The sequence below is a fragment of the Cognatundibacterium crateris genome, assembly GCF_010078235.1.
Taxonomy (GTDB): domain Bacteria; phylum Pseudomonadota; class Gammaproteobacteria; order Burkholderiales; family Burkholderiaceae_D; genus Undibacterium; species Undibacterium crateris.
This window is the reverse complement of record NZ_JAABOS010000006.1, coordinates 114,305-138,147: the sequence shown is the minus strand read 5'-3', so window position 1 is coordinate 138,147 and position 23,843 is coordinate 114,305. Positions and strand designations below refer to the sequence as shown.

Annotated in this window: 19 protein-coding genes; 7 read left to right on the top strand and 12 right to left on the bottom strand. The window is 52.2% G+C overall.

Features of this window, described 5'->3' with window-relative positions:
- The first annotated feature begins 59 nt into the window (after window positions 1–59).
- Both EYB48_RS12585 and EYB48_RS12580 read left to right on the top strand, forming a co-directional pair.
- Complete coding sequence (locus EYB48_RS12585; RefSeq protein ID WP_162020708.1) at window positions 60–1,280, top strand: exonuclease SbcCD subunit D C-terminal domain-containing protein; 1,221 nt, start codon at window positions 60–62, stop codon at window positions 1,278–1,280.
- Window positions 1,277–5,218: an AAA family ATPase gene (locus tag EYB48_RS12580; protein ID WP_162020707.1), complete on the top strand. Its 3,942-nt coding sequence runs from the start codon at window positions 1,277–1,279 to the stop codon at window positions 5,216–5,218. The genes EYB48_RS12585 and EYB48_RS12580 overlap by 4 nt, the downstream gene beginning before the upstream one ends.
- Before the next feature lie 45 nt (window positions 5,219–5,263).
- Here EYB48_RS12580 and EYB48_RS12575 read toward each other — a convergent pair whose 3' ends face one another.
- Window positions 5,264–6,457: a glycerophosphodiester phosphodiesterase gene (locus tag EYB48_RS12575; RefSeq protein WP_162020706.1), complete on the bottom strand. Its 1,194-nt coding sequence runs from the start codon at window positions 6,455–6,457 to the stop codon at window positions 5,264–5,266.
- A gap of 320 nt (window positions 6,458–6,777) precedes the next feature.
- Here EYB48_RS12575 and EYB48_RS12570 point away from each other — a divergent pair, with 320 nt between their 5' ends.
- A complete protein-coding gene (locus EYB48_RS12570; RefSeq protein WP_162020705.1) occupies window positions 6,778–7,095 on the top strand; it encodes a DUF2322 family protein in 318 nt (105 codons plus the stop codon).
- Window positions 7,096–7,228: 133 nt separating this feature from the next.
- Complete coding sequence (locus EYB48_RS12565; RefSeq protein WP_162020704.1) at window positions 7,229–7,981, top strand: substrate-binding periplasmic protein; 753 nt, start codon at window positions 7,229–7,231, stop codon at window positions 7,979–7,981.
- A gap of 15 nt (window positions 7,982–7,996) precedes the next feature.
- Here EYB48_RS12565 and EYB48_RS12560 read toward each other — a convergent pair whose 3' ends face one another.
- The 3 genes from EYB48_RS12560 to EYB48_RS12550 form a co-directional block, all read right to left on the bottom strand.
- Window positions 7,997–8,524 (bottom strand): hypothetical protein, encoded by a 528-nt coding sequence (locus EYB48_RS12560; protein ID WP_162020703.1) that lies wholly within the window; start codon window positions 8,522–8,524, stop codon window positions 7,997–7,999.
- A 115-nt stretch (window positions 8,525–8,639) separates the two neighbouring features.
- Window positions 8,640–10,247 carry a methyl-accepting chemotaxis protein gene (locus EYB48_RS19380; RefSeq protein WP_162020702.1) on the bottom strand — a complete coding sequence of 536 codons (1,608 nt, stop codon included), beginning with the start codon at window positions 10,245–10,247 and terminating at the stop codon, window positions 8,640–8,642.
- 471 nt (window positions 10,248–10,718) lie between these two features.
- A complete protein-coding gene (locus tag EYB48_RS12550; protein ID WP_162020837.1) occupies window positions 10,719–10,967 on the bottom strand; it encodes a hypothetical protein in 249 nt (82 codons plus the stop codon).
- A gap of 211 nt (window positions 10,968–11,178) precedes the next feature.
- Here EYB48_RS12550 and EYB48_RS12545 point away from each other — a divergent pair, with 211 nt between their 5' ends.
- A complete protein-coding gene (locus EYB48_RS12545; RefSeq protein ID WP_162020701.1) occupies window positions 11,179–11,481 on the top strand; it encodes a single-stranded DNA-binding protein in 303 nt (100 codons plus the stop codon).
- 20 nt (window positions 11,482–11,501) lie between these two features.
- On the opposite strand, the gene EYB48_RS12540 is transcribed toward EYB48_RS12545, so the two are convergent.
- Both EYB48_RS12540 and EYB48_RS12535 read right to left on the bottom strand, forming a co-directional pair.
- Entirely contained in the window at window positions 11,502–12,713 is a 1,212-nt protein-coding gene (locus EYB48_RS12540) for a hypothetical protein (protein WP_162020700.1), read from the bottom strand.
- Between the two features lie 190 nt (window positions 12,714–12,903).
- Window positions 12,904–15,363, bottom strand: a complete 2,460-nt coding sequence (locus tag EYB48_RS12535) for an NHL repeat-containing protein (RefSeq protein WP_162020699.1) — start codon at window positions 15,361–15,363, stop codon at window positions 12,904–12,906.
- A gap of 178 nt (window positions 15,364–15,541) precedes the next feature.
- Between EYB48_RS12535 and EYB48_RS12530 the strand changes: the two genes are divergently transcribed.
- Complete coding sequence (locus EYB48_RS12530) at window positions 15,542–16,765, top strand: GGDEF domain-containing protein (protein ID WP_162020698.1); 1,224 nt, start codon at window positions 15,542–15,544, stop codon at window positions 16,763–16,765.
- A gap of 133 nt (window positions 16,766–16,898) precedes the next feature.
- On the opposite strand, the gene EYB48_RS12525 is transcribed toward EYB48_RS12530, so the two are convergent.
- Window positions 16,899–17,030, bottom strand: a complete 132-nt coding sequence (locus EYB48_RS12525; RefSeq protein ID WP_162020836.1) for a DUF3149 domain-containing protein — start codon at window positions 17,028–17,030, stop codon at window positions 16,899–16,901.
- A gap of 505 nt (window positions 17,031–17,535) precedes the next feature.
- Here EYB48_RS12525 and EYB48_RS12520 point away from each other — a divergent pair.
- Complete coding sequence (locus tag EYB48_RS12520) at window positions 17,536–18,819, top strand: GNAT family N-acetyltransferase (protein ID WP_162020697.1); 1,284 nt, start codon at window positions 17,536–17,538, stop codon at window positions 18,817–18,819.
- Here EYB48_RS12520 and EYB48_RS12515 read toward each other — a convergent pair.
- From EYB48_RS12515 to EYB48_RS12495, 5 genes are all read right to left on the bottom strand, one after another.
- Window positions 18,704–19,534 (bottom strand): methionyl-tRNA formyltransferase, encoded by an 831-nt coding sequence (locus tag EYB48_RS12515; protein WP_162020696.1) that lies wholly within the window; start codon window positions 19,532–19,534, stop codon window positions 18,704–18,706. The two genes, EYB48_RS12520 and EYB48_RS12515, sit on opposite strands and share 116 nt — an antisense overlap.
- Before the next feature lie 40 nt (window positions 19,535–19,574).
- Window positions 19,575–20,933 carry a CDP-diacylglycerol--serine O-phosphatidyltransferase gene (gene pssA / locus EYB48_RS12510; protein ID WP_162020695.1) on the bottom strand — a complete coding sequence of 453 codons (1,359 nt, stop codon included), beginning with the start codon at window positions 20,931–20,933 and terminating at the stop codon, window positions 19,575–19,577.
- A gap of 93 nt (window positions 20,934–21,026) precedes the next feature.
- Window positions 21,027–21,632 (bottom strand): class I SAM-dependent methyltransferase, encoded by a 606-nt coding sequence (locus EYB48_RS12505; RefSeq protein WP_162020694.1) that lies wholly within the window; start codon window positions 21,630–21,632, stop codon window positions 21,027–21,029.
- Window positions 21,633–21,656: 24 nt separating this feature from the next.
- Window positions 21,657–23,222, bottom strand: a complete 1,566-nt coding sequence (ubiB, locus tag EYB48_RS12500; protein ID WP_162020693.1) for a ubiquinone biosynthesis regulatory protein kinase UbiB — start codon at window positions 23,220–23,222, stop codon at window positions 21,657–21,659.
- Complete coding sequence (locus EYB48_RS12495; protein ID WP_162020692.1) at window positions 23,219–23,791, bottom strand: ubiquinone biosynthesis accessory factor UbiJ; 573 nt, start codon at window positions 23,789–23,791, stop codon at window positions 23,219–23,221. Before EYB48_RS12495 ends, ubiB begins: the two co-directional genes overlap by 4 nt.
- Window positions 23,792–23,843 lie beyond the last annotated feature (52 nt).

Sequence of the window (23,843 nt, the reverse complement as noted above, 5' to 3'; positions counted from 1 at the left end):
TTGCCGGACGCATGCGAAAATAGCCGTTTTGGCTGGCACCGTCTTCACAGGAAATCCCTTTGCGACTTTTACATACTTCTGACTGGCATCTGGGCCAGACTCTGCAGCAATTTGACCGCAGCGCGGAGCATCAGCATTTCCTGGACTGGCTGTGTCAGCAAATACAGGCGCAGGACGCCGATGTACTGCTGATTGCGGGCGATGTGTTTGATACAGCCAATCCCTCGGCCGCGGCGCAAAAAATGTTTTACCGTTTTCTGCAGCAGGCCAGAGCGGTACAGCCACATCTGCAAATTATCGTCATTGCGGGTAACCATGATTCACCGGGACGGCTGGAATCAGCCCTGCCTTTGCTGGAGCAATTCAACACCCATGTGATCGGCTTTGTACCGCGCCAGGACGATGGCAACATCGATCTGGACAAGCTGATCCTGCCGCTGCGCGACCGCCACGGAGTCACGCGTGCCTATGCACTGGCGCTGCCATTTTTGCGTCCAGCCGATGTACCAAAAGTGGAAGATGCGCTTGATCCGTATATGGCGGGCATAGGCCTGCTGTACCAGCAAGTGCAGCAGCGTGCGCTGGAATTACGCAATGAGGATCAGGCGATTGTGGCACTCGGCCATTGCCATCTGGTCGGAGGCCAGGTATCGGCCGCATCCGAGCGCAGTATTGTGATCGGCGGCAGCGAGGCTTTATCAGCCAGCATTTTCGATAGCCGCGTGACCTATGTCGCACTCGGTCATCTGCATCTGGCACAACAAGTCAGCCAGCAACAACATATACGCTATTGCGGCAGTCCGCTGGCTTTATCGTTTGCTGAAACGGACTATCTGCATCAGATACTATGTGTCGATCTGGCCGGAGCGCAGCTTGCCAGCGTCACACCGCTGCCGGTGCCGCGCGCAGTGCCGATGTTGCGCGTGATGCCGCAACCAGCGCCGCTGGCACAAGTCCTGGAGGCGCTGCGTCAGCTCGATTTGCCCGCGACAGACTATCCACCGTATCTGCAGGTACGGGTACGCTTGCAAGAACCGGAACCAGCGATCCGCAGTCTGGTTGAGCAGGCACTGGAGGGCAAGACGGTACGCTTAGTTCGTATAGAAGTATCTTATGCGACGGCAAAAAATGACCCGAATGAGCAGAGCGCGCCGCAAGAACTGGCGCAGCTGAACCCGGCCCAGATGTTTGAGCGCCTGTATCAAAGCCGTTATCAGGAAGCCCCCTCACTGGAATTGCGGCAGGCATTGAATGAATTAATGCACGGAGTAGCGCAATGAAAATACTGGCGATCCGTGGCAAAAATCTGGCTTCGCTGGCTGGAGAATTTGCACTTGATTTTCAACAGGAGCCTCTGGCATCGGCCGGCTTATTTGCGATCAGCGGCGCAACCGGCGCTGGCAAAAGTACCTTGCTCGATGCACTGTGCATGGCCTTGTATGAAAACACGCCGCGCCTGCTGCGCGCTGCCGCTGGCAAGGTTTTGCCGGATGGCGAAGAACTGATTTCTCAGCAGGATGGCGGCAATCTGTTACGCCGGGGCTGCAGTGAAGGCTATGCCGAAGTCGATTTCGCTGGCATCGATGCGCAGCACTACCGTGCGCGCTGGAGCATCAAGCGTGCTTACAACAAAGCCAGTGGCAAATTGCAGGCTGCCAGCATGAGCCTGCACCGCTTGCCGGAGCTGACGCCGATAGGCGGTAAAAAAACCGAAGTCAAAGAAGAAATCCGTCTGAGGATAGGACTGGAATTTGAGCAATTCACACGTGCCGTGCTGCTTGCACAAAACGAGTTTTCCGGTTTTTTAAAAGCGGATGACGATGAACGTGGCGCGCTGTTGGAAATGCTGACCGGCAGCCAGATTTACCGCGATATTTCACGCCGCGCCTTTGAACGCGCCAAGACCGAACGCGAAGCACTGGATCGCCTGAGCCAACGCCTCAGCGACAATGCCGGACTCAACGATGAACAGCGCGCCGCACTCGATCAGCAACTCACAGACAGCCAGCACACAGTACAGCAACTGAATAGCCGCAAAGAACAGGCGGATGCCGCCTTGCGCTGGCTGGACACCGCACAAACACTGGCTGTGCAGGCAGCGCAGGCGGACAGCCAGGCGCAGCAAGCCTCGCAGGCCTGGCAGGCTGCACAGCCGCGTCAGCACATACTGAGCCGGGTGGAGCAGGTGCAGGCGGCGCGTCCTTTAGTGCGGCAGGCAGAGCACAGCCAACAGCAATACCAGGTCAGCGTCCAGCGTCTGCAAGACATACAGCTGCAACACCAAGCCACTGCTCTGCGCAGCAGCGAAGCCCAACAACAGCTGGCGCAAGCACAGGCCGAGGCACAACAAGCGCTGACAACTTGGGAGCACAGCCAGCCAGAATTGCAACAGGCGCGCCAGCTCGATAGTGAGATCGTGCAGCAGGCAGCGCAGTTACAGCCGCTGCAGCAACGTCAGCAGCAGCAAAGCAGTACACTGCAGCAGGCCACACTCAGCCTGCAACAACAGACCGCACACCAGCAGCAATTGCAGCAGCAATTGCAAGACAACGCGCAATGGTTGCAGCAGCACACACACTGGCAGGCGCTGGTCACAGTCTGGCCTCTGGCCGACCGTATCTTGCAACAGGCGGCAGAACAGCGCAGCCGCTTACTGGCGGATCAGCAAACGCTGCAGATGCTGGAGCTGCAACTCGGCGAACAGCAACAGCATTACGACCATGCGGCAGAACAGGCGCAGCAAGCCGAACAGGCACTGCAACGGGCGCAAACTGCACGTGAAGCGAGCCAGCAGGCATTGGCAGCGCTGGATCAGCAGGCATTACAGCAAAGAGCACAACAACTGACGCAGGAAAAACAACAACTGCAGGAGCTCAGCCTTTGCTGGTCACAAACGCAGCAAAGTGCGCAGCAGTTACAGCTGCTGGAACAACAACTCAGCCAGGCACATCACACGCAGCAGCAAAGCAGCACTCAACTGCAGCGAGCGCACAGCGAACTGCCGACACTGCAAGCCGCCACGCTACAGGCACAGCAGGCATTGAAAATCGTGGAGACCGCCTGTGCTCAGGATGTGGAAAGTTTGCGCGCTGGCCTGCACGATGGCGAGGCTTGCCCTGTGTGTGGCAGCGCCAGTCATCCGTATGCAGCAGAGGGTCAGCAAACCCGGCTGCATACTGCGCTGACAGGCTTACAGTCAGCGCTGGACGCCTGCCGCCAGCGCGAAGCCGCCAGCCGCGATCAGATCACCACCCTGACTGCGCAACTGAAGCACGGCACACAACGACTGCAAGAGTTACAGCAAGCAGAAACAGACGCCAGACTGATCCACAGCAAATTACAAACACAGTGGCAGCAATTACAGCACCTGCGCTGGGTATTGTGCCAGCCACAGCCTGATGCCAGCTTGCCCGATGTGGAACACAGCGCGCAGATTCAGAGCTGGCTGGAGCAGGCGCAAACGCAGTGGCAACAGCATCAGCAGGAAGTGCAGCAACAAGAGCGGCAATGGCAGCAAGCCAGCCAGCATCATTCTCAACAACAGGCAGCATGGGAGCACCAGCAACAACGGCAGATACAGTGCCGCGAACAATTGAGTCAGATCAGTCAGGCACGCGAGCGCTTAAGTCAGCAACAGCGCAGTCTGCAACAACAGTGCGCGCTGGATGCTGCACAAATACAGCAGGACTTAGCGCAAATCGATGCTGCCATGCAGAGCGCGCTGCATACGGCCGAAGCTGAGCAGCAAAGCGCTACGCCGACATGGCAAATACAGTGGCAAGTACAGTGGCAACAGGCAGCGGCGGATGTCCATGCACAGTGCCGCATCCAGGTCGGGCAGTGGCAGCAAATCCAGCGACAGCAGCAAGAGTTGGAGCGCAGCCTGCAGGACGCCAGCCATGCACGTGATCTGGCACAACAACAGCAAGAAGCGGCACAGCAAGCGCTGGAACTGAGTTCGCAACAAACGCGGGAAGCACAGGCCCTGCTGCAGCAAAAACAGCAGCAACGTCAGCGCTGTCTGGATGGACAAGCGACCGAAATCGTCGCTCAGGCACTGCAACAGCAAGTACAACGGAGTCGTGAACAATTCGAACAACAGCAGCAACAGGCACAGCATCAACAGCAGGAATTAATCCGTTTGCAGCAGGCCGCTGAACTGCTGCAGCAACAACAGCAGGAAACGCAGCAAGCCTGGCACAGCGCCACTGAAGCGCTGGACACCTGGTTGCTGCAACACGCGGATTTGCTCCTCACTCAAGCTGTTGAGGATGACAACGAAAGCAGCGCTGCACAAGTCAGCAACGGCACAACACCGCCAGCGCTGCCTGCCTTGCATGCACAGTGTGCACACTTGCTGCAATTGGACGGCGACTGGATACAGGCTGAAAGAGATGCGCTGCAAGCGATAGCCAGTGCGCGCTTGCAGGCTGCGGCCATCCTGACTGAGCGACGCCAGCAAGTCGCTCACCATCAACAATCCCTACCTACCTCCCCGCCATCATTTGAGACTGACAGCCCACACCAGGCACAGGCAGAGCACACTGCTGAACAAACGCTGGAGCAGGCATGGCAAGCCCATGCGCACAGTCTGCACCAGCAATGGCAGCAGGCGCAGCAAGCCTGCAGTGAGCTCATGGCGCAACAACGTCAGGATGATACGCGCCGTGCACATAACAGCAGCCTGCGTCAGGAGTGGCAACAGCAGTCCACACAAACCCGCTTGTGGGAACAGATGCGTGAACTGATCGGTTCTGCTGATGGAAAAAAATTCCGCAATTATGCGCAGCAAATCACGCTGGATGTATTGCTGGCCTATGCCAATCGCCATTTGCAGCAACTGGCGCGACGCTACCGGCTGCAACGCATACCGGATACGCTGGCGATGATGGTGATTGATCAGGACATGGCAGATGAACAGCGTTCGGTGCATTCGCTATCAGGAGGTGAATCCTTCCTGGCTTCGCTCGCGCTGGCACTGGGTCTGGCCTCCTTATCGAGCCAGCGTGTCAAAGTCGAATCTTTATTTATCGATGAAGGCTTCGGCAGTCTGGATGCGGACACCTTGCAAATCGCGATGGATGCACTCGATACGCTGCAGGCGCAAGGGCGTCAGGTCGGTGTGATTTCTCATGTACAGGAAATGACGGAACGGATTTCCACCCGTATTCTGGTGCAACGCGCAGCGGGTGGGAAAAGCGCTATCACAGTCAGTTGAGGCAGGCTGGCCAGTCATTAAAGCTGGCCAGCGTAGTCATCGGGATCAGCGTCCCATTTCTTTCAGATAGTCAGCACGACTGCTGAGTGCAGTGTCAGCAAAATCCGAGAACATGCCGTCTACACCCAAGCGCAGGAATTGCAGATACTCGGCTTTAGGATCACCTTTGTAATTCGCAGCTAAACGGCGCTTTTCATTGCGGAAGGTGTATGGATGCACCAGCAAACCGGCTTTATGCGCATCGGCGATCAGACTGCCCGGTGCCAGCGTGGTCGTGTCAGCTTCATTAATTTTGCCATCACCATTGATGTCCTGCAGCTTACCATCGACACCGACTGTGCCCTTCACGCTCACGATGTAACGCTTCCAGGGACCGATACCGTCGGCATAGGTTTTGATTTCAGCCAGCCCGGCTGGCGTCACCATGTCGGAGAACATGCGCTTATCACCGGCCAGCGCCCAGTCATACGGTCTGTCATACGGCGCAGCATATGTCAGGGCACCGGTTTTGAGATCGACATCATCGGCGTCAATCAGCTGTACCAGGCGTACATTCAAGCCTTTTTTGCGCATTTCCTTGAGACTGCCCGGCTCAAATGACTGCACCAGTATTGGCGCAGTTTTACTATTCCAGCCTGCCTTATTAATCAGATCTATCAGCTTGTCTTCCAGCGGCAATCCTAATGCACGATGGTAGCTCGGGTTCTTGGTTTCCGGATATACCTGGATGGTACGGCCAGTCTCTTTAGACTTGGCTTTGACCAGATCGATGATCTCCTGAAAACTCACGATTTTGTACAAGCCATTATATTGCTGAGGACGTTCCGCATCGGTGGAAATGCCGCCCAGGGTTTTGATTTCAGCGAAAGTAAAATCGCTGGCGAACCAGCCAGTCTGCACTTCACCATCGACACTCACCGTTTTTTTGCGGGATGCAAATTCCGGATGTTTATCAACGTCAGTGCTGTAAGCCAGATTCGGATCATGGCGCGCAATCAGTACGCCATCCTTAGTCGAAATCAGGTCCGGCTCTATCGCATCAGCACCGATCTCTATCGCTTTCACATAGGCTTCATAGGTTTCTTCCGGCAGATAGCCGGACGCACCGCGATGCGCAACCACCATCGGTTTTTCGCCATCCAGAGTCAGCAAAGGGAGCGCTGGTGTGGAATTTCCACCACAGGCACTCAGAGACAAGGCAGTGATTGCCAGCATGATTTTTTTGGGAGTAAAGGACATAGTCAGCGATCCGTCAGAAAAAAACCGAACGATATAGAACAGTTATGACGAGCAGATGACGCGATACGATTCTTTTGAAAAAACAGAGTTTCCACAAGCTTGGATGAAGCCATTTAATATGGAAAAAAGTGACTTTTTATAAAATGAGCATGAGTACGATATGCCTCAGGGCATGCTACGGCATGCTTGTATGTCTGCCTCTGTCCGCGAGCCAGGATAGCATTGCGTGATCAGGCAGCGATGCTAAGCAGGAGCACTGCAAAACATCCGAAGCACGCTTACAATATGCCCCTTTCATCTTTACTTTTCGCTGACCGCATATGCAATTCTCAGAAATTTTATCCTCCCTGCCCACCATCGATCATCTGGCTGCCATCACGTTGTATCAGGATGGTACTTTGCTGGCACGCATAGAAAACCAGCCTGGCTCTGCCGGCAGTGTGCGCGTCTATCATGCGCTGATCAATGCAGCATCGCAGATTGATCAGGCGGCAGCGCAACAGGGGCTGGCATGGTATGCCGAACACACAGCCGATGCGCAGCAGCATCCAGGCAAACATCCGAATATAGATCGCTTGCTGCAATTGTCGCAGGCCGCCCCGGGCAGCTTTTTTCACGCGGAACTGATACAGAAATAAACCGGATTGCCAGCATCAATAGTGACTAAATTATTTATTTACATTAGTTATCTAAATTAGTCATTTAACATAGTCTGACTTGCCAAGTCCCCCACGTTCACCTAGAGTCAAACTATGTGACAGAAAGGGACTTATGAAGCTGTTTTACTATGTTGCGTGCGGCTTATTGGCGTCAGCAACTGCGCATGCACAAACCCGTGCCTGTGGCGGCGAGAGTCAATGGCCGCCATTTTCTTATCAGGCGACAGGGGATAATGAAGTGCAGGGCATCTCTGCCGATTTGTTACGTCAGATTTTCCCCAATCCCGTTATCAAACTGCTGCCCTGGCTACGCTGTCTGACCGATATGCAGGCCGCAAGCCAGATCGATATCTCCATGTCGACCTTGAAGAGTCCGGAGCGCGAGCAGATATATCTGTTTTCACGTTCCTATTTTTCACTGACACCGTCTTATTTGTATGCAAGCCAGCGCTTTCCGTCAGCCCCAGTCACGCAGCTCAGTGATCTGACTAAGTTTAAAGTCTGCGCCTTGCGTGGCAGCTTTACCTCCTACAGCAAGCTGCCCGCTTCCAGCATAGACAGTGGCGCACCGAATTACACGAGCCTGTTGAAAAAACTCGATATCGGCCGCTGCGATATTCTGATCGATATGCAGGAGATTTTTGCAGGTTTCGCGCAATTAGAAATCCTGCCGTTTGACAATGAGCGCTACCGTATCGTGCCGCTGCCGGGCAGCAGCCGCATCGCGCTGCATTATGCCGTCAGCAAAGCCCATCCTGAGGGCCTTAAGCTCATTCATCAGATCGATAAACGCCTGGATGAAATGCAGCAATCGGGACAGTTAAACCGCATACTGCGTAAGCATCTGCCTGAGCGCTCAAATTGAATACATACCGTCATTTCACTGCGACGTGCCTAAGGCCTGGCGCGGTGGGAAGCGTAAACTGTATTGAAATTCGCCATCTGGTTTCATTGTTGAACGCAGTGCATCCAGTTCATTGAGTAAAGCAACAAACTGCTCTGGTCTGATCTGCGGGCCCAGCGTCACTTGTATTTCATAGTTATGCGGCGTATTTGCTGCTTTCCCGCTCTCTTTTTGTACGTCTTTCTGCGTTCCGGCCAGCTGTATATGGACTTGCCGGAACTGCGTGACATCAAATGGGCTGATCGCGGTATGACGGAAGATCACGGCTGCCAGCGCCTGCATCAGCGCGGGCTGACTATCCCGGATCAGTATGCTCTGGGACAGCACGGTCTGCTGTTGCGGATAATTCTGTCCATATAAATCTGCCAGATGAAAACGGCCAGATAACTGGGTGCCTGTAGCAGTTGCGGAGGCGCCTGAAGCGACAGGTTTGCGATCACAGGCAGTGGATGCCAACACGGTCAGCAACACCAGCAGAGTACAAAAACTTCGGGAAGCAAACATGATGGAAACACGCAAGACGCGTGTAAAAACAAAAAACGCAACATATCATTTTCGCGCCAGCTGCGCCAGCACAGCTGGCAGCGCAGCAAACATATAGCGTCAGCAGTTCAGCACATCAGGCCCGCAATAAGGCCTGGCTAGCCCGTGCCTGTGGCATAGCCTGAACCGCTGCAGAGAACTGATTCTGTAATTTGAATACACCGACCACCTGCACGAGTTCTTCTGCCTGATCCTGCAGCGACTTGGCGGCAGCAGCAGCCTGCTCCACCAGCGCCGCATTTTGTTGTGTCACGCCATCCATGGTAATGATCGCCTGGTTGACTTGCTCTATACCGATTTCCTGTTCACGGCTGGCGGCAGTAATTTCACTCATGATGTCGGTCACCCGCTTGACGCTGTTGACGACTTCCTGCATGGTACTGCCTGCCTCGCTGACCAGACGATTACCCTGTTCCACGTTTTCGACAGAATCTGTAATCAGGACTTTGATTTCTTTGGCGGCAGCGGCAGAACGCTGAGCCAGATTACGCACCTCAGATGCGACTACTGCAAATCCTCTGCCCTGCTCACCGGCACGTGCAGCTTCGACTGCTGCGTTAAGTGCGAGGATATTGGTTTGAAATGCGATGCCATCAATCACGCTGATGATGTCGACAATTTTTTGCGAAGAGCTGTTAATCGAGCCCATGGTATCGACTACGCGCGACACCACCTCACCACCTTTGACCGCGATCTCTGAAGCGGACAAGGCCAGCGTATTCGCCTGACGTGCATTGTCACCATTTTGACGGGTGGTGGAGGTCAGCTCTTCCATCGAAGAAGAGGTTTCTTCCAGTGAGCCTGCCTGTGCTTCAGTACGGGCGGACAAATCCATATTGCCGCTGGCAATTTCAGTCGAAGCAGTCGTGATGGTTTCCGTCCCTGTTCTGACCTGTTGTACGATTTGCTGAAGATTGCCACTCATTTTTTGCAGCGAATGTAAAAGTTCACCGATTTCATCCTGAGAGTCGATACGGATCTGGCGCGTTAAATCCCCCTCCGCAATCGCATCAGCAAAATCTACCGCCCGGTTCAGCGGTGCAGAAATCGAGTTAATCAACCAATAGCGCATGCCCAGCGCCAGACCTAACCCCAATATCACCACCATAATGGCAACCCAGGTAAAACTGCTAAACGTTGCCTGGCTATTCTGATATTCCTGCTTGGCCTCTTTGAGCTGCAATGCCAATAAGTCATCCATGTTTTTTTTCACGGCTTCAAACTCAGTCCGCATCGCCCCCCGGAACAAGTCAGCGGCTGTTTTCTGGTCTTTTTGCTGCAAGGCTTTCAATGCAGGCAACAAACCACGCTCCAGAAACTGCTTACGGCTTTGGGTAAATTGATCCGCCAGTATTTTCTCTTCCGGCGTCAGGTAGGTCGCCATGTAATCGGTCCATTCCTTATCGGCGATCTCTTTATTCTTTTTGACTGCATCCAGATACGGCTGTATCGCATCCGGTTCCGCAGATAAGGCGGCGGCGACTTCAATCTGATTGCGTAATATGGCGCGTATCACGGTATCAAGCTGACCCATGGCAAGCAATCTGTCTTCATACACGGTTTGCACTGCATGGTTAGACTGACGCAGCCCCATAAATCCACCGGCTGCAATCAACACCAGAAGTACGCCCAGACTAAGCATGGCAAAGTTCAATCTGGCGCGGATAGAGATATTCCACATCATTCTTCTCCCTATAGTGACAAATACCAATAAGTCTATTGCGTGAAAATCGTGATTGCTGGATCACTATCACGTACACAGGCATGGGGTGCAACGCATACGGATCAGGTCAGCTGAGGAGACTGACTATGCGCAGGCTTCGCCTGCCGGTGATACCACCACCAATGAAACATAGAGAGGACTTACGCGAAATCGTCCCGGCAAGGCATGGCGACGCAGACAGTACGCAGTGTACGACAAGGAGCCATAACGCAGCTGGGGCGGTTTTGCGTAAGTCCTAATAGAAATCAATGTAGCAGAAAACGCGGTAGCTACAGCCTCGCTTAGATCAAACTAATGGAAAGTAAATTAATTGACGTGTAAATATGCGGAATGCTGTTGCACCTAGCCAACAGCCAAGGTCATGAGTACGAACTACTTGCTATGCGCTTATTTGCTACAAACTGATTTGCTACGAACTTATTTGCTACGCACTTATTTGCTACGAACTTTATTGCTGCGTTTTGGCGGTACGTGGGGGCGCGATGCATGGCGCTGATCGTAGATCGTCTGCGCGTCCTGCACTGCGCGCTCCAACGTACGCATGGCAGGCATATCATCATGCAAAGTGAAAAAGTCATTGGCCTGAGCACGCATCACATATTTGATCGCGGCTTCATCAGACAAATCAAAATTTTCTGTCATTAATGTGGTGACTTCGTCCAGATATTCCTCGTAACTCATGGTCATGGTGATCACTCCTGTCTATGTTGGGGGACGCGCATTGTACTTGTATGTCAGTCTCAGGGCGAGCAGATAAAGTGGCACACCTGCAGCGTACGGCGCCAGGCTGGCTGCAAGGGCGGACTCAGCATGCCTGCTGACATCTGTATTTGCCATCTTAGACTAAGTATCGTCTAATGCGCGTTATTCAATAATTTCCGGGATGAATTCCATGATAGATGGCTTAGTGGCAGGACGTTTGTATGGTATCGCAGAGCAGCGATCAGGCCAGGCGGGCTCGGTCTATGTAACCTGTAAGCTGAAAGTCGCCACCGATGAGGGCGATACGATAATGTGCAATGTGATCACTTTTCAACAGGCCGTGCGCAGCGCGCTATTGGCGCTGGGCGATGGTGAAAGCGTGTGTTTGTCAGGTGCGCTGACACCTAAAGTCTGGACCGATAAGCAAGGCAATACCCGCCCAGCGATCGACCTGATTGCCCACGCGATACTGAGTGCGCAGCGCGGGGAATAAAGCCATCCATTCAGTGCCAGTCAATGCATCATGGATGCGCTGACTGGTTTGCGCAGTAATTCAGTAAACACTTGCCAGCGCAACGCGACATCGGTTTTACCGGCCCGCTTTTCGACAAAGGCCTGCACCGTATCCTGACCCAGGTTGTAGTTGATCACATAGGATCGGTTATGCTCAATAAAGCGCAAGCGCTGCGCAGAACGTGCTGCATCTGACAGGCTGTACTTCATCAGCATCGCTATTGCCGTCTCACGCCCGATTTCTCCATCCAGATAGCTTTTGGCGACCATGTTCCCGGAATAGGATAATTGCTGCAGCACTGCCTGTATCCGGTAATACAGCTCGGCCTTTTCCGGATCTATGCCTGCCAGCGGAAACAACACCGTCTTTTCAAACTCCATACGTTCTGCATGTGGGAAGGCGATTTCTATACCGTAGTTGGCACTGCCTTCTGCCAGAAAAGACATGGGTGAATACAGTGGATAGACCGCATATTCCATCCAGGCTTTTTGCTGCACCATGTCTTGCTCCAGCAGCAAATTGAATACATGGTGGCCAGGATAAGCTTCATGGCTGGCCAGGTCTATGGCACGACTGATAAACATGGGAAAGTCAGTGTTGACTTCGATCAGGCTGCGGTTATTTCCCTTGTACCAGTTATAGGCACTCCAGACCTGATTATTGACATAGGCAATTTCAAAACTCTCATTGTCCGGTAAAGCGATGTAGCGCCGTGTTCTGGCACGAGCTTCGTTGACAGCTGCCGTGAACACGGCATCGAGTTTGTCACGCGGAATTTCGAATTGGCGGTTGTAGTCAGACAGACGCGCATTGAGATCACCCTGCCCCGGTACCAGCGCATCCAACTCCGCCAGTGTTGCATCCAGATCAGCTGGCGTCAGTGGCGGAGAAACCGCATCATATAAGGCCAGCGACTCCTGATCAAAGGGCAGCAACTGTCCCATCAGTTGCTCTATATACGTCTTCACCGAGGCGATCTGTAAGCGCAGAAATGCCTGTCGCGCTTTTTGCTCTACATCGCTGTCAGACAGCGCAGCGATACCTTCCAATAAATCAGCGGCCTGCTGCTTCAACTGCGTCAGCGGCAACTGCTGTGCCTCATCGCGCCAGGCCTGCGGCCCAATGTAGGCATCGACATAACCGGGATCATGCAAACCGACAGCCAGGACTAAGCGGACATAGGCTTCAGCGATGGTTGAAAGTTCTGACATGAATGGCCCTTGGCAAAAGCTGCTGAGTAAAAATGCTGGATAAGAAATACTTAATGGGGAAATAATTCCCGTTTAGCATTGTGTATAAAATTACAAAAATTAACAAGTTTTATTCAAACAGCCATATAAAAAAGCCCCGTCTGTTCAACAAACGGGGCTGTATTTTCATTGCAAACTAGCGGCTTGTTACTTAGGGCAACACCACACGGAACAAGGCTGCATCAGTCGTAACCAGCAAGGAACGACTATTTTTATCATAGGCCAAGCCAGATAACGAACTCAGATTGGCGGGCAATTTACCGACCGAGCTTAAATAGCTGCCATTTCCAACGACCGTCGTCACGTCGCCTTGCGGGGTGATTTTACGGATCAGGCGGTTGCCGTAATCCAGTACGTAGAGATTATCAGACTCATCCGCAACTACCGCATTGGGGCAAGCGAACCTCGCATTGATACCATTACTATCCGTTTTACCCCGCTCGCTGTTGAGCGAGCCAGCGACAGTCATAATTTCACCGTTGGGTGTGAGTTTTCTGATCCGATGTGAATAACAATCTGCAAATAGCAAATTATCTTTACTGTCTATCGTCATCCCATAAACGTATCCCAAGCCAGCACTCAAAGCTGGTCCGTCCGGATAAATAAAAGTCGTTACTCCACCAACGGTAGCAAGCTGATATTTACCACCTGCAATGGTCGTCACCTGACCGGTCGTTGCTATTTTACGGATAGAGTAAGTTTCACCAACATAAATGTTCCCACTTTTATCCTGAACAACACTGTATGGTGAGCGGAAGGACGCGCCTGATATACTTCCATCTATCCGGCTTGACACACCCTGCCTACCAGCCAGGGTAGTTACTTTTTGATTAGTGTCGACCTTGCGTATGAGCTGATTATAGGTATCAGCAACAAGCAATGCACCATCAGCATTGATAAAACTACCCATGGGGTAATTGAACTTTGCAGCATTGCCAATACCATCTGCGTAGCCACTGGCAGCATTTCCTCCTGCAAAAACCTGTACCTTACCGTTTTTATCTAATTTCCGTATCGCATTGTAACCAGATTCCGACAGAAAAATATTACCGGTCGCATCCAAAGTCACACCGAATAAAGTTGAAAATCTGCTGTCAGTTGCCAAACCAGACTGAATACCACGATGCGGCGCACCGGAAATGGTCGATACTAAGCCTGTTGCCGTAATTTTTCTGACTTTCTCGTTATGGTATTCCGTCAAATATAAATTATCTGCAGCATCAATAGCTAAGCCATTCACATCACTGAATTTCGCCGTCGCAAGCAATCCATCCTGAAAACTGTTGAGGCCTTCCGCTTCGGTCACCGGTGCAGATAAAAACACGACCGGGTTAGCGCCGCTATTCATGGCGAATACTTTATTATCCGTGATACTGGCAATATAAACGATACCCTGACTGTTGATTGCAATAGCCGCATAGTTGAAATCAGTGATACCGCGTCCTCTTAACCATTGGAAGGGCTGCGCCACTATGTTACTGCCTGTGATTTGTAGTTTCACAAGGCCGCCAAAATAACTTTCCAAGGCATAGATATCGCCATTGCGGCTATCCACACCCATGGCGACGACATTAATATTCGATTTACTATTTAAGAGTTCGACAATGCCATTTTTAACGCGATACACGTTAGGAGCTGGAACAGAGACAGGCATATTCTCCTGGTCCCAAATAGCATCAGAAAAAACGACGCTACCATCCTTGGCAACCGCAAGGCTAGTAAGCTTGTCAAAACTTTCCTTGTTATTGGGTTTCAAAGGTCCGGCTATGGTAGTGACCACACCTGCCGTTGTTATCTTCTTGATCGTTTTATCGATTACATCAATTGCATATAATGTGTCATCTGGCGCGATCGCTAATTGGTTCAATGAACTAAAATTGACGTCATTTGCATTGCCCTCTTTGAGTGTTCCTTGCATGACAGAACCGGCAATGGTGGAGACATTGCCGTCTGGTGTAATTTTGCGTATGGACATACCACTATTGATGACATACAGATTGCCCTTGGAATCGGTTACAGCATTTCCCGGACGCAGCTGTTTTGAGATATTTACCGGACCATCCACCATACGTCCGTAGTCACCCGCCAGCAAGGCAACACCGGCTGCGCGTTGTACCGTCAGACTCACAGACTTACTGACCTGACCAGCGCTGGCAGTAATAGTCACTGGCGTATCAGCCAGCACGGTACCGGCCAGTGGCGGTATGTATTTCACCTGCGTGCCGCTGGTGCTATCCAGACTGCCGATACCAGCAGGTGAGATACTCCAGGTCACTGCGCTTGTGCTACCTGTAATCTGGGCACTCAACTGCACACTGCCATCACCCGCTGCGACCGTGCTGACGCTGGAACTGACTGTGACGCTTGGCGTTTGCGTCCCGCCATTCGTATTGCCATCTGATCCACTGGCACTGCTGCCCCCGCCGCCACATGCGCTCAAGCTAAGCGACAATGCAAAAATCGCGGCCAGCGTCCCATTCTTCTTCTGTAAATGCTGCTTCCTCACTTCTACACCTTTGTTTTTATTAAAAGAGTAAAAAGTATAAATGATTTGCTTTTTCATCATGTTGAGGTATTCATCAAATAACTGAAAAACAACAGCCTGAGACATGCATGCGGCTGACAAGCTTACTCATATTTTGAGGTCAAGCTGAGTCTAAGCTTTATCTACATTTATTCGCGCATTGGCTACCTCAGTCATCACAAGCCGCAACTACAATTTGTTTTTGGAATTTCCATGCTGCGTTTTTTGATATGATGCGTGCATTCAAATTTCCCCCACCCCAGACATGTCTCCGGAACTCGTACATACCATGGTGCTAATGGCCACTGCGATGGCTGCCGGGATCAGTCTGGTCATGTTTTCGGCTTATCGCAGTTTTCCTGAAGATATACAGGGACTGGGTTACTGGTGTTTAGGTGCTGCGGTTTCCGTTTTGATCGGCCCCAGCTATGGCTTGGTCTATGTGTTACCACAAGCTTGGGCACTGATCATTGCCAACTGCATGGTGTTCGTCAGCACCATCGCGATTGTGGCCGGCACGACGTGCTTTTTCAGGCGCCCCATATACTGGCCTGCTTTACTGGTTTTTTCCGGTACAGCGTATCTGGGCATACTCTGGTTTTTGCTGCTGCATGACGATTTTCCAGTACGGATAGTGATCGCTGCTTTTTTCTTATGCAGTATGTATCTGCTGCAGGTCTTCCTAATCCTGCGGCACGGCGACCATCATTTTTCCTCTTACTTTTTGGTCGGGCTGCTACTCATACAGACGCTGGCAATTCTGATTAATGCCTGTCACATATACCAAAGGCAGGAAACTCCGTTTGATATTTTCCATGGTGGATTCGCCCATCAGTTCTACTTGTACAGCAATACCTTCATGTCGCTGTTAATAGGCGTCGGCATTATGCTCATGAGTACCCATGAATTGCAGAAATGCCTGGTACAGCGTGCATTAACGGACCCGTTAACCGAGGCCTTAAACCGGCGCGGCTTTGACATCGCCTATCAACAGAAAAATGCAGCCGCAGCCTCGCTTCAAATACGGCTGAGTGCGCTGGTGATAGACATAGACCACTTTAAAGCTATCAATGACCAGTATGGTCACGGTATGGGTGACCTGGTATTGGTAGATATCGTCAAAAAGATACGTGATCACCTGAAGCCAGATGATGTGCTGGCACGCTTCGGCGGGGAAGAATTTGTCGTGTTGTCTGCAGTCAGTTCTACTGATACTGCATTGGAGCTGGCATATGCAATTCAGCGCCAATTAGCACAACAAACAGCACAGCAAACCAACCCCGCCCTACCCGCCTATACGATCAGCATAGGGATCGCTCTGCAGAAGGATGACGGCCATGCTGAAGCCTTGATCCATGCGGCTGACCGCGCTCTGTATCGTGCCAAGAAGAAGGGCAGAAACCGGGTATGTGTCGACGGACAAACGGAATTCGATCCCGTGCTGACCGATGATGCAAAGTACCAGCAAGTTTCACTCAACATGCTGTAAAAGGGACAGTGAGCGGGGCGCCAGACTGGCCAGCAAATACAACTTGCGGTCTGAGACCAAGGTGCTGTACTCAAAAAAAAAACAGGAGGCGATTGCGCCCCCTGCCTTGTTATTACACGCAACATCGCGCTGCTTACTTGTTAGCCCGCATTTCTTCCTGGACGTGTTTCTTAAACATACTGAAGAAAAACACCCCCATAAACAGCACAAAAAGTATCACGCCCAGGCTCATCAGACCATAATCAGTAGAAAACAAATCTATCATCAGTTTCATCGCTCACCTCGGTAATTAGTGGAGTAAACAATCCTGGCAAACAAGCTCTGTCAAATCGCCTTTTTTTACATAGAGGGAGATGAAGGCCGCACGCCGGATAGTTATCAGTATGCTGATTCAGTTGTAGCAAGCGTTGATAAGGCTCAACGCAGCATAATCTAGTGAGCAGGTATCAGCCTTGTATGCAGCAAACATCCGGTATTGGTCTGACAGTCATAGTCAGCGATAGTCAGCGCGCCCGCAGAGCACTCGTCTTTGCACCTACGCTGCATACCAGTCAGGCCTCAATTCGAAAAAACTATCCTCACAAGCTAGCTTGATAAGCTTTTTCGCCTGGCTGGTCACGCAATTACAAACAGACCAGTTCATCGCTTCATCCTGTTTATTGCACTGAAATGAGTTGCCTGAAACGAAAAATCATGGCATAAGCTAAGCTCTTGTAACACAGTGTAGCTATTAAGTTTCCATATAGACATACGCCGAATGAGTTGTTTGTTTGAGTGAATCCGTACGCATGAGCCATTTACAGAAAAAGATAATCCGATCCGAGGCCGACTTCGATGCACTGGCAGATGCCTGGCGCAAGCTGGAGACTCAGGTGACAGACTTGCTGCCGTTTCAGACTTATGACTGGAACCGGGTCTGGTGGACTAGCTTTGCTCAACGGACTGGCTGGCGCAAGGATGAATTGCTGATTTGCGCGCTGTTTTCCGGCCAGGATCTGGTCGCAGTGCTGCCGCTCACCAATGCCTATGTCGGCACGCATCATTTTCATCTGTACCGTTATGTACGCCCCTTCGGAGCTGACCCGAATCTGACTGAGCTAAGACTGCCGCTGTGCCTGCCGGCTTACCGTGAACGGGTTTTGCAGTGTTGGGAAGAGATTTCCAGAGAAGAGCTATTCGGACTGACAGAATTTCAATTAGTGCAGGATGCAAATAGTGCACGGCACTTCCTGCAAACCCATCATGCCTTGCATGCGCTGACCAGCCGCGAGATTCCTAACTTTGTACTGCATCTGGGCACGGACTGGGATAGTTTCAAATCCCAGTTAAAGCGCAATATCAAGGAATCGCTGCGGCGCTGCTATAACTCGCTGAAACGCGATCAGCTGGAACCGGAATTCTGTGTGCTGCAAGGGCGCGAGCAAATCCTGCCGCTGCTACCGCTGTTTTACCAATTGCATGGCATGCGCGCAGCAGCCAGTGACACCATACAGCATCCCGATTATTTCGCCGCGCCGCGCCATCGTGCACTGCTGGAAGCCTTGCTCAACAGTCCGTTTTCGGAACGCTGTCTGCTACTGGTTCTTAAACTGAACGGCAAGATAGTCGCACTCAGGCTGGCCTTCCGCATGGAGCAGCAAGTCTATCTGTATTATTCCGGCTACGACCTGAACTATGGTCAGTATAGTGTGATGACCACCCTGGTCGCGGAGACCATACAATGGGCTATCCGTTGCGGCATCCCGGCCATCAACTTATCTGTCGGCGAAGACGTATCAAAAACCCGCTGGGGACCAGAACAAGTCGATTATCTGGAATTTCATTGCGTGAAGAACAGCCGCTGGCATCGCCTGGTCGCTGAACAAATCTATAGGCTTAAACAATGGCGTAAGACACGGCAAAACAAACTGGCACTACAAACCTCGTCCATTGCAAGCTCTAGTCCGGCAGATAGCGCCAGTCCTGTAAAGCCAGATAGCCATCAGCACAAGCCAGCACCAGCGTATTCCCAGCGTGATGTAGCAGGGTACCAGGGTGCAGACTGTGGCCGGTAGGCCAGGCACTGGCTCGCTGCACCTGGATTTTTCGTCCCTGAAAACGGGTATAACAGCCGAGCTCGCCAAAAGCGCGTAACTGACGCCGGATAGTTGCGACGCTGCCACTGCAATCCAGCGTCTGATCTTCCGTACTGAACATAGGCCAGTATTCACCCTCATCCTGAATTTGCGCCTCACGCCATAACTGTCCAAATCCGGCTGCGACCCTGGTCGCCAGCACCTGGCTGGCGATCTGTATTTTCAGGTGCAGGGTTTCATGCGTATCGTACTCATCGAGCGCAAAAGCCTCGGCATCCAGCACCGCGCCGGTATCATAGCCTGCATCGATACGGTGGCAACTCACCGCCCAGGAGCGATGTCCGCGCAGGATAGCCTGAATCAGCGGATAAGGTCCGCGCCCGACTGGCAGCGGTGAAGGATGAAAATTCACTGCATACGGCAGATAAGCACGCCAGTCGGGAATTTTATGGTTATAGCTGGCCACGATCAGGACCTCACATCCAGCATCTGCCAGGCTCTGCAAATCGGCAGCCTGTATGCGGTTTAATTGCAGCGGAATACCCTGCAAGGCCGCCAATGCAGTCAGTTGTTGATTGCTGCCCGAGACCTCCGTGGCTAACTGGCTGTATGCTTTGAGCAAAGTCCAGCCTGAGGCTTGCAGACTTTCCAGTACGCCGATATTTCTGTCACAACCCACAAATGCAAAACGCATTACTTACTCCTGCTCAGCGCACATTCTGCCATGTGCAAGCCTATAACACCCGGTAGGCCAGGCGGTCCAGCCTTACCGTACTCAGACGTCCGAGTAATTTACTTACATCCGCCGGATAATCGCGGATTTTTTCGAGTTGCTGATAATCGCGGATCTGGCTGGTATGCTGCAAAATGCTGTTCAGTTCCTGTTGCAGTTGTGGCTGCAATTCATGCTGAGGATCATGAATCAGCAAGGCATTTTCCAAATCCAGTCTGAAGGCACGCGGATTCAGGTTATTCCCTGTCATCAGCGCATAATCCTCATCTATCCACATGCCCTTGAGATGATAGCTATTCGTCCCCTCACGCCACAGATGCAAACGCAGGCGTTCAGCCTGAATATCTTTCTGATGCGATTTGGCGAAGCGGCGTAAATTGGCCTCATACAGATACGGCAGCGCGGAAATCACTTTGAAGGGTTCTTCCGGCGGTATATAAAAATCATTCGCGGTTTTATCGCCGACGATCACGTCCACTTTGACGCCACGTTTTAAGGCGCGGTTGATTTCACGGGTAATCGCGACCGGAAAATTGAAGTATGGGGTACAGATACAAATTCTATGCTGGCTATTCGCAATCAACTGGCATATCACGCGGTTTAAGGGATTGTTTTTCCCCACACCGACGATAGGTGTCACGGATAATTGCTGCGCATGCCGCTCCAGCCCGGATGGAAAATGATAGCGTGCTTTTTTGAGACTGGCACGAAAGCTGCGGATTTCCGGACGTATCTGTTTAGTCGCCGGATAGCCTGGCTTATCCAGTCTGTGTACCGCCGAGGCGGAAAGCAAATGCTGACGGATAAAGTCCACCATGGAATTCGCAAGCACGGCATTCTGTATCAGCAAATAGCGGTCATGCCGGTATTTATCAAACTGATGCAGATAGACATTGTTCAGACTGGCACCACTGTAGATGACCAGATCATCAATCACAAAGCCTTTGAGATGCAGCACGCCAAACAATTCACTGGTCTGTACCGGTATGCCATATACCGGCACCTGCGTCTCACTGGTACTGCTGACGCGTTGATACCAGGCGGCGTTACCGGCACTGACACCTAGCTGTTTTTTCTCACCGATTAAACCACGCTGTGCGCGGTGCCAGTCCACCAGGACGGCTATATCCAGCGCCGGACGCGCAGCTTTGGCAGCATGTAGCGCCGCCAGTATTTCCGCTCCGGCTTCATCATTCTGCAGATACAGACTACACAGGTAAATCCGGTTTTTTGCATGCGCGATCTGCTGCAGCAATTCCTGCTTATAGGCAGCAGCACTCAGCAAAGTCCGGACTTTACCCGCATCCAGTGCTATCGCTGGCAACTGATCTAAGTTTGAACGTGGTCGTAGAAATCGCATCGGGAAGTGTGGCTGACAAAAACAGGAAGATAGTAGCACTACCTGCGCTGGCTTCCTAGCAAGCGCAGCCCGCTAAGCATCAACAAAACTCACTTATATCCGGCGCCAGACTTGCCAGCGCTCTTTGCCACCGAATACCTCAAGCGCATCCAGCGAAGGCTGATCCAGCACTAACTGAAAATAAGGCGACATCATTTGCATCAGGCTGTCGGCATGCGTCAAAAATGGCGGTCCTTTGGGCGTATGCAGTGGGTTCTCATCAAGGTAAAAATAGCCCGCCAGCGTGGCGCCGGCCGGCAATAGTTCTGCCCAGCGCTGAACGATGCGTGGCCGGAATTCAGGTGGCAGTGCGCAAAAAAAAGCGCGCTCGTAAATCAATGCCAACGGCTGAGCGGGCGTAAATTCAAAAAAATCTGCCTGCGTCACCAGCTTTGCCCACGGCCCCAGCACTTGCTGGGCACTGTGTACCGCAGCCGCAGAAAAATCAATTGCCTCGACCTGCCAGCCTTGTTGCGCCAAAAAACCCGCCTCATAGGCATTACCGCAGCCGGGTATCAGCACACTGCCAGCCTCACTTTGCGCGATGAATTGCCGGAATTGCTGAGGCACCGCCCCTTTGTCCCAGGGCGTGAATTGCTGCTCAAAGCGCTCATCCCAGAAGGCTGGCTGGCGCGCATCACGTTGCTGAAAGTTTGACATAGTCGCAGCTTCCCTGCCTGAGGTTCAGGCCAAAAAGTACCAGTGGTATAGCAATTGCGCAGCAATCACACCAGCCAGCAAGCCACCGGCAAAGTAAATGATGGTACGCAGCAGGGTATTGGTCGCCCTTTGCTCTGCCAGCAAAGCAGCCAGCATCTGGTGATCCTGATTCCCCTCTGCCACCCGGCTCAGGGCCTGATGCGCGAGACGTGGCAATTGCGGGAAGATATGGCTGTAGCGTGGCGCCTCGTCTTTGAGTTTATCGAGCAGCCCGCGCCAACCCACCTGCTCGCTCATCCAGCGCTCCAGATAAGGTTTGGCGGTTTTCCATAAATCCAGATCCGGATCGAGCTGACGTCCCAAGCCTTCAATGTTCAGCAGTGTCTTTTGCAGCAGTACCAGTTGCGGCTGGACTTCTACATTAAAACGGCGTGAAGTCTGGAACAGACGCAGCAGCACCTGACCAAATGAAATATCTTTTAGCGGACGATCAAAGATGGGCTCACAACAAGCGCGTACTGCGGCTTCCAGCTCATCGACACGGGTCTCTTTCGGCGCCCAGCCAGATTCGATATGGGCTTGTGCCACGCGTTTGTAATCGCGCTGGAAAAAGGCCAGGAAATTCTGCGACAGATAATCTTTATCAAAGTCATTGAGGGTGCCAACGATACCAAAATCCAGCGCGATGTAGCGTCCAAAGGTCGCCGGCTCTGTCGATACCAGGATATTCCCGGGATGCATATCCGCATGAAAAAAACCATCGCGGAAAATCTGGGTGAAAAAGATGGTCACGCCATCTCTGGATAATTTACTGAGATCGACCCCGGCTTCACGCAAACGCTCAATCTGGGAAATCGGTATACCCTTCATGCGCTCCATCACGATCACCGATGAAGAACAGTAGTCCCAATGCATTTCCGGTACCAGCAATAAATCGGAGTCCATGAAATTACGGCGCAACTGGCTGCCATTCGCTGCTTCACGCATCAGATCCAGTTCGTCATGCAAGTATTTATCAAATTCTGCGACCACCTCTCTGGCCTTGAGGCGCTTGCCATCGGCCCACAAGGCTTCCAGCCAGCTGGCGGCGACCTGCATCAGGGCTACATCTTTATCGATCGTGTCTTTCATCCCGGGACGCAGGACTTTGACCGCGACTTCACGGCCGTCTTTGAGCGTAGCGAAATGCACCTGCGCGATGGAAGCAGATGCGACCGGTATGCGTTCAAAACTGCCGAACAAGGTATCTGGATGGGCACCCAGTGATTTCTGTATCTGTGCTATTGCCAGATCAGGATCGAAGGAAGGAACGCGATCCTGCAGCTTCGCGAGTTCTTCGGCGATATCCGGTGGCATCAGATCACGCCGGGTGGATAAGACCTGGCCGAACTTCACAAAAATAGGACCCAGGTCTTCTAAGGCTTTGCGCAGGCGCTCGCCACGCGGCGCTGACAAGTCACGCCAAAACAAAGCGGTTTTCAACAGCTTCAGCAAGCCCGGTACTTGCAAGCCGCTGAGCGCGATTTCATCTATGCCATAACGCAGCGTGACACGGATAATTTTAAACAGACGGACAAACTTCAAAATCATGAACGCAACCTTTCCAGTCTTTCGATGCGCTTCATGAGACGCTCGACATCATCGCGGGTTTGTTGAACTTGCTGACTTAGCTGGCGGGTCAGCTGCGGCCGTACCAGCACGGGTTTTTCTTCGGTGAGATATTCAGCCAGATTGTGTTGCAGCCGCTGGTGCGCCTGCTGCACGTTTGCTATCAATGATTTACTGCCCGCGACCAGATGGACGGCGGGAATATCGCCAATCACACGGCTCAGATCGGCCTCCGCATCCCAGCGTAAGTGTTCACTGAGCCGGGATATGGTATTCGCCAGATCAGCATCCCCTTCAATTTTCACATAAGAGAAAGCACGTTCGCGGTTTTGCAGTATCAGCGGCACATCGCTGGCCTGTATCCGTATCGTGACATCAGCCAGCGCATCCGGCGCTACCGCTTCCAGATAGCCATCGACCGCTATCCTCAGGCGGATTTGCAGCATTTGGGTATCAATACAGGCGACCTTACCGGCATGCGGTAATAACTGCTGCAAAGCCCAGTCTTCGCGCGCTAACAAGTGATTAATAAAGGGAGCAATGGAGATCATAACAGTCCCGGTGGCAGGCTTAGTATCCAACACGTCTGGATATGCTCTGCCA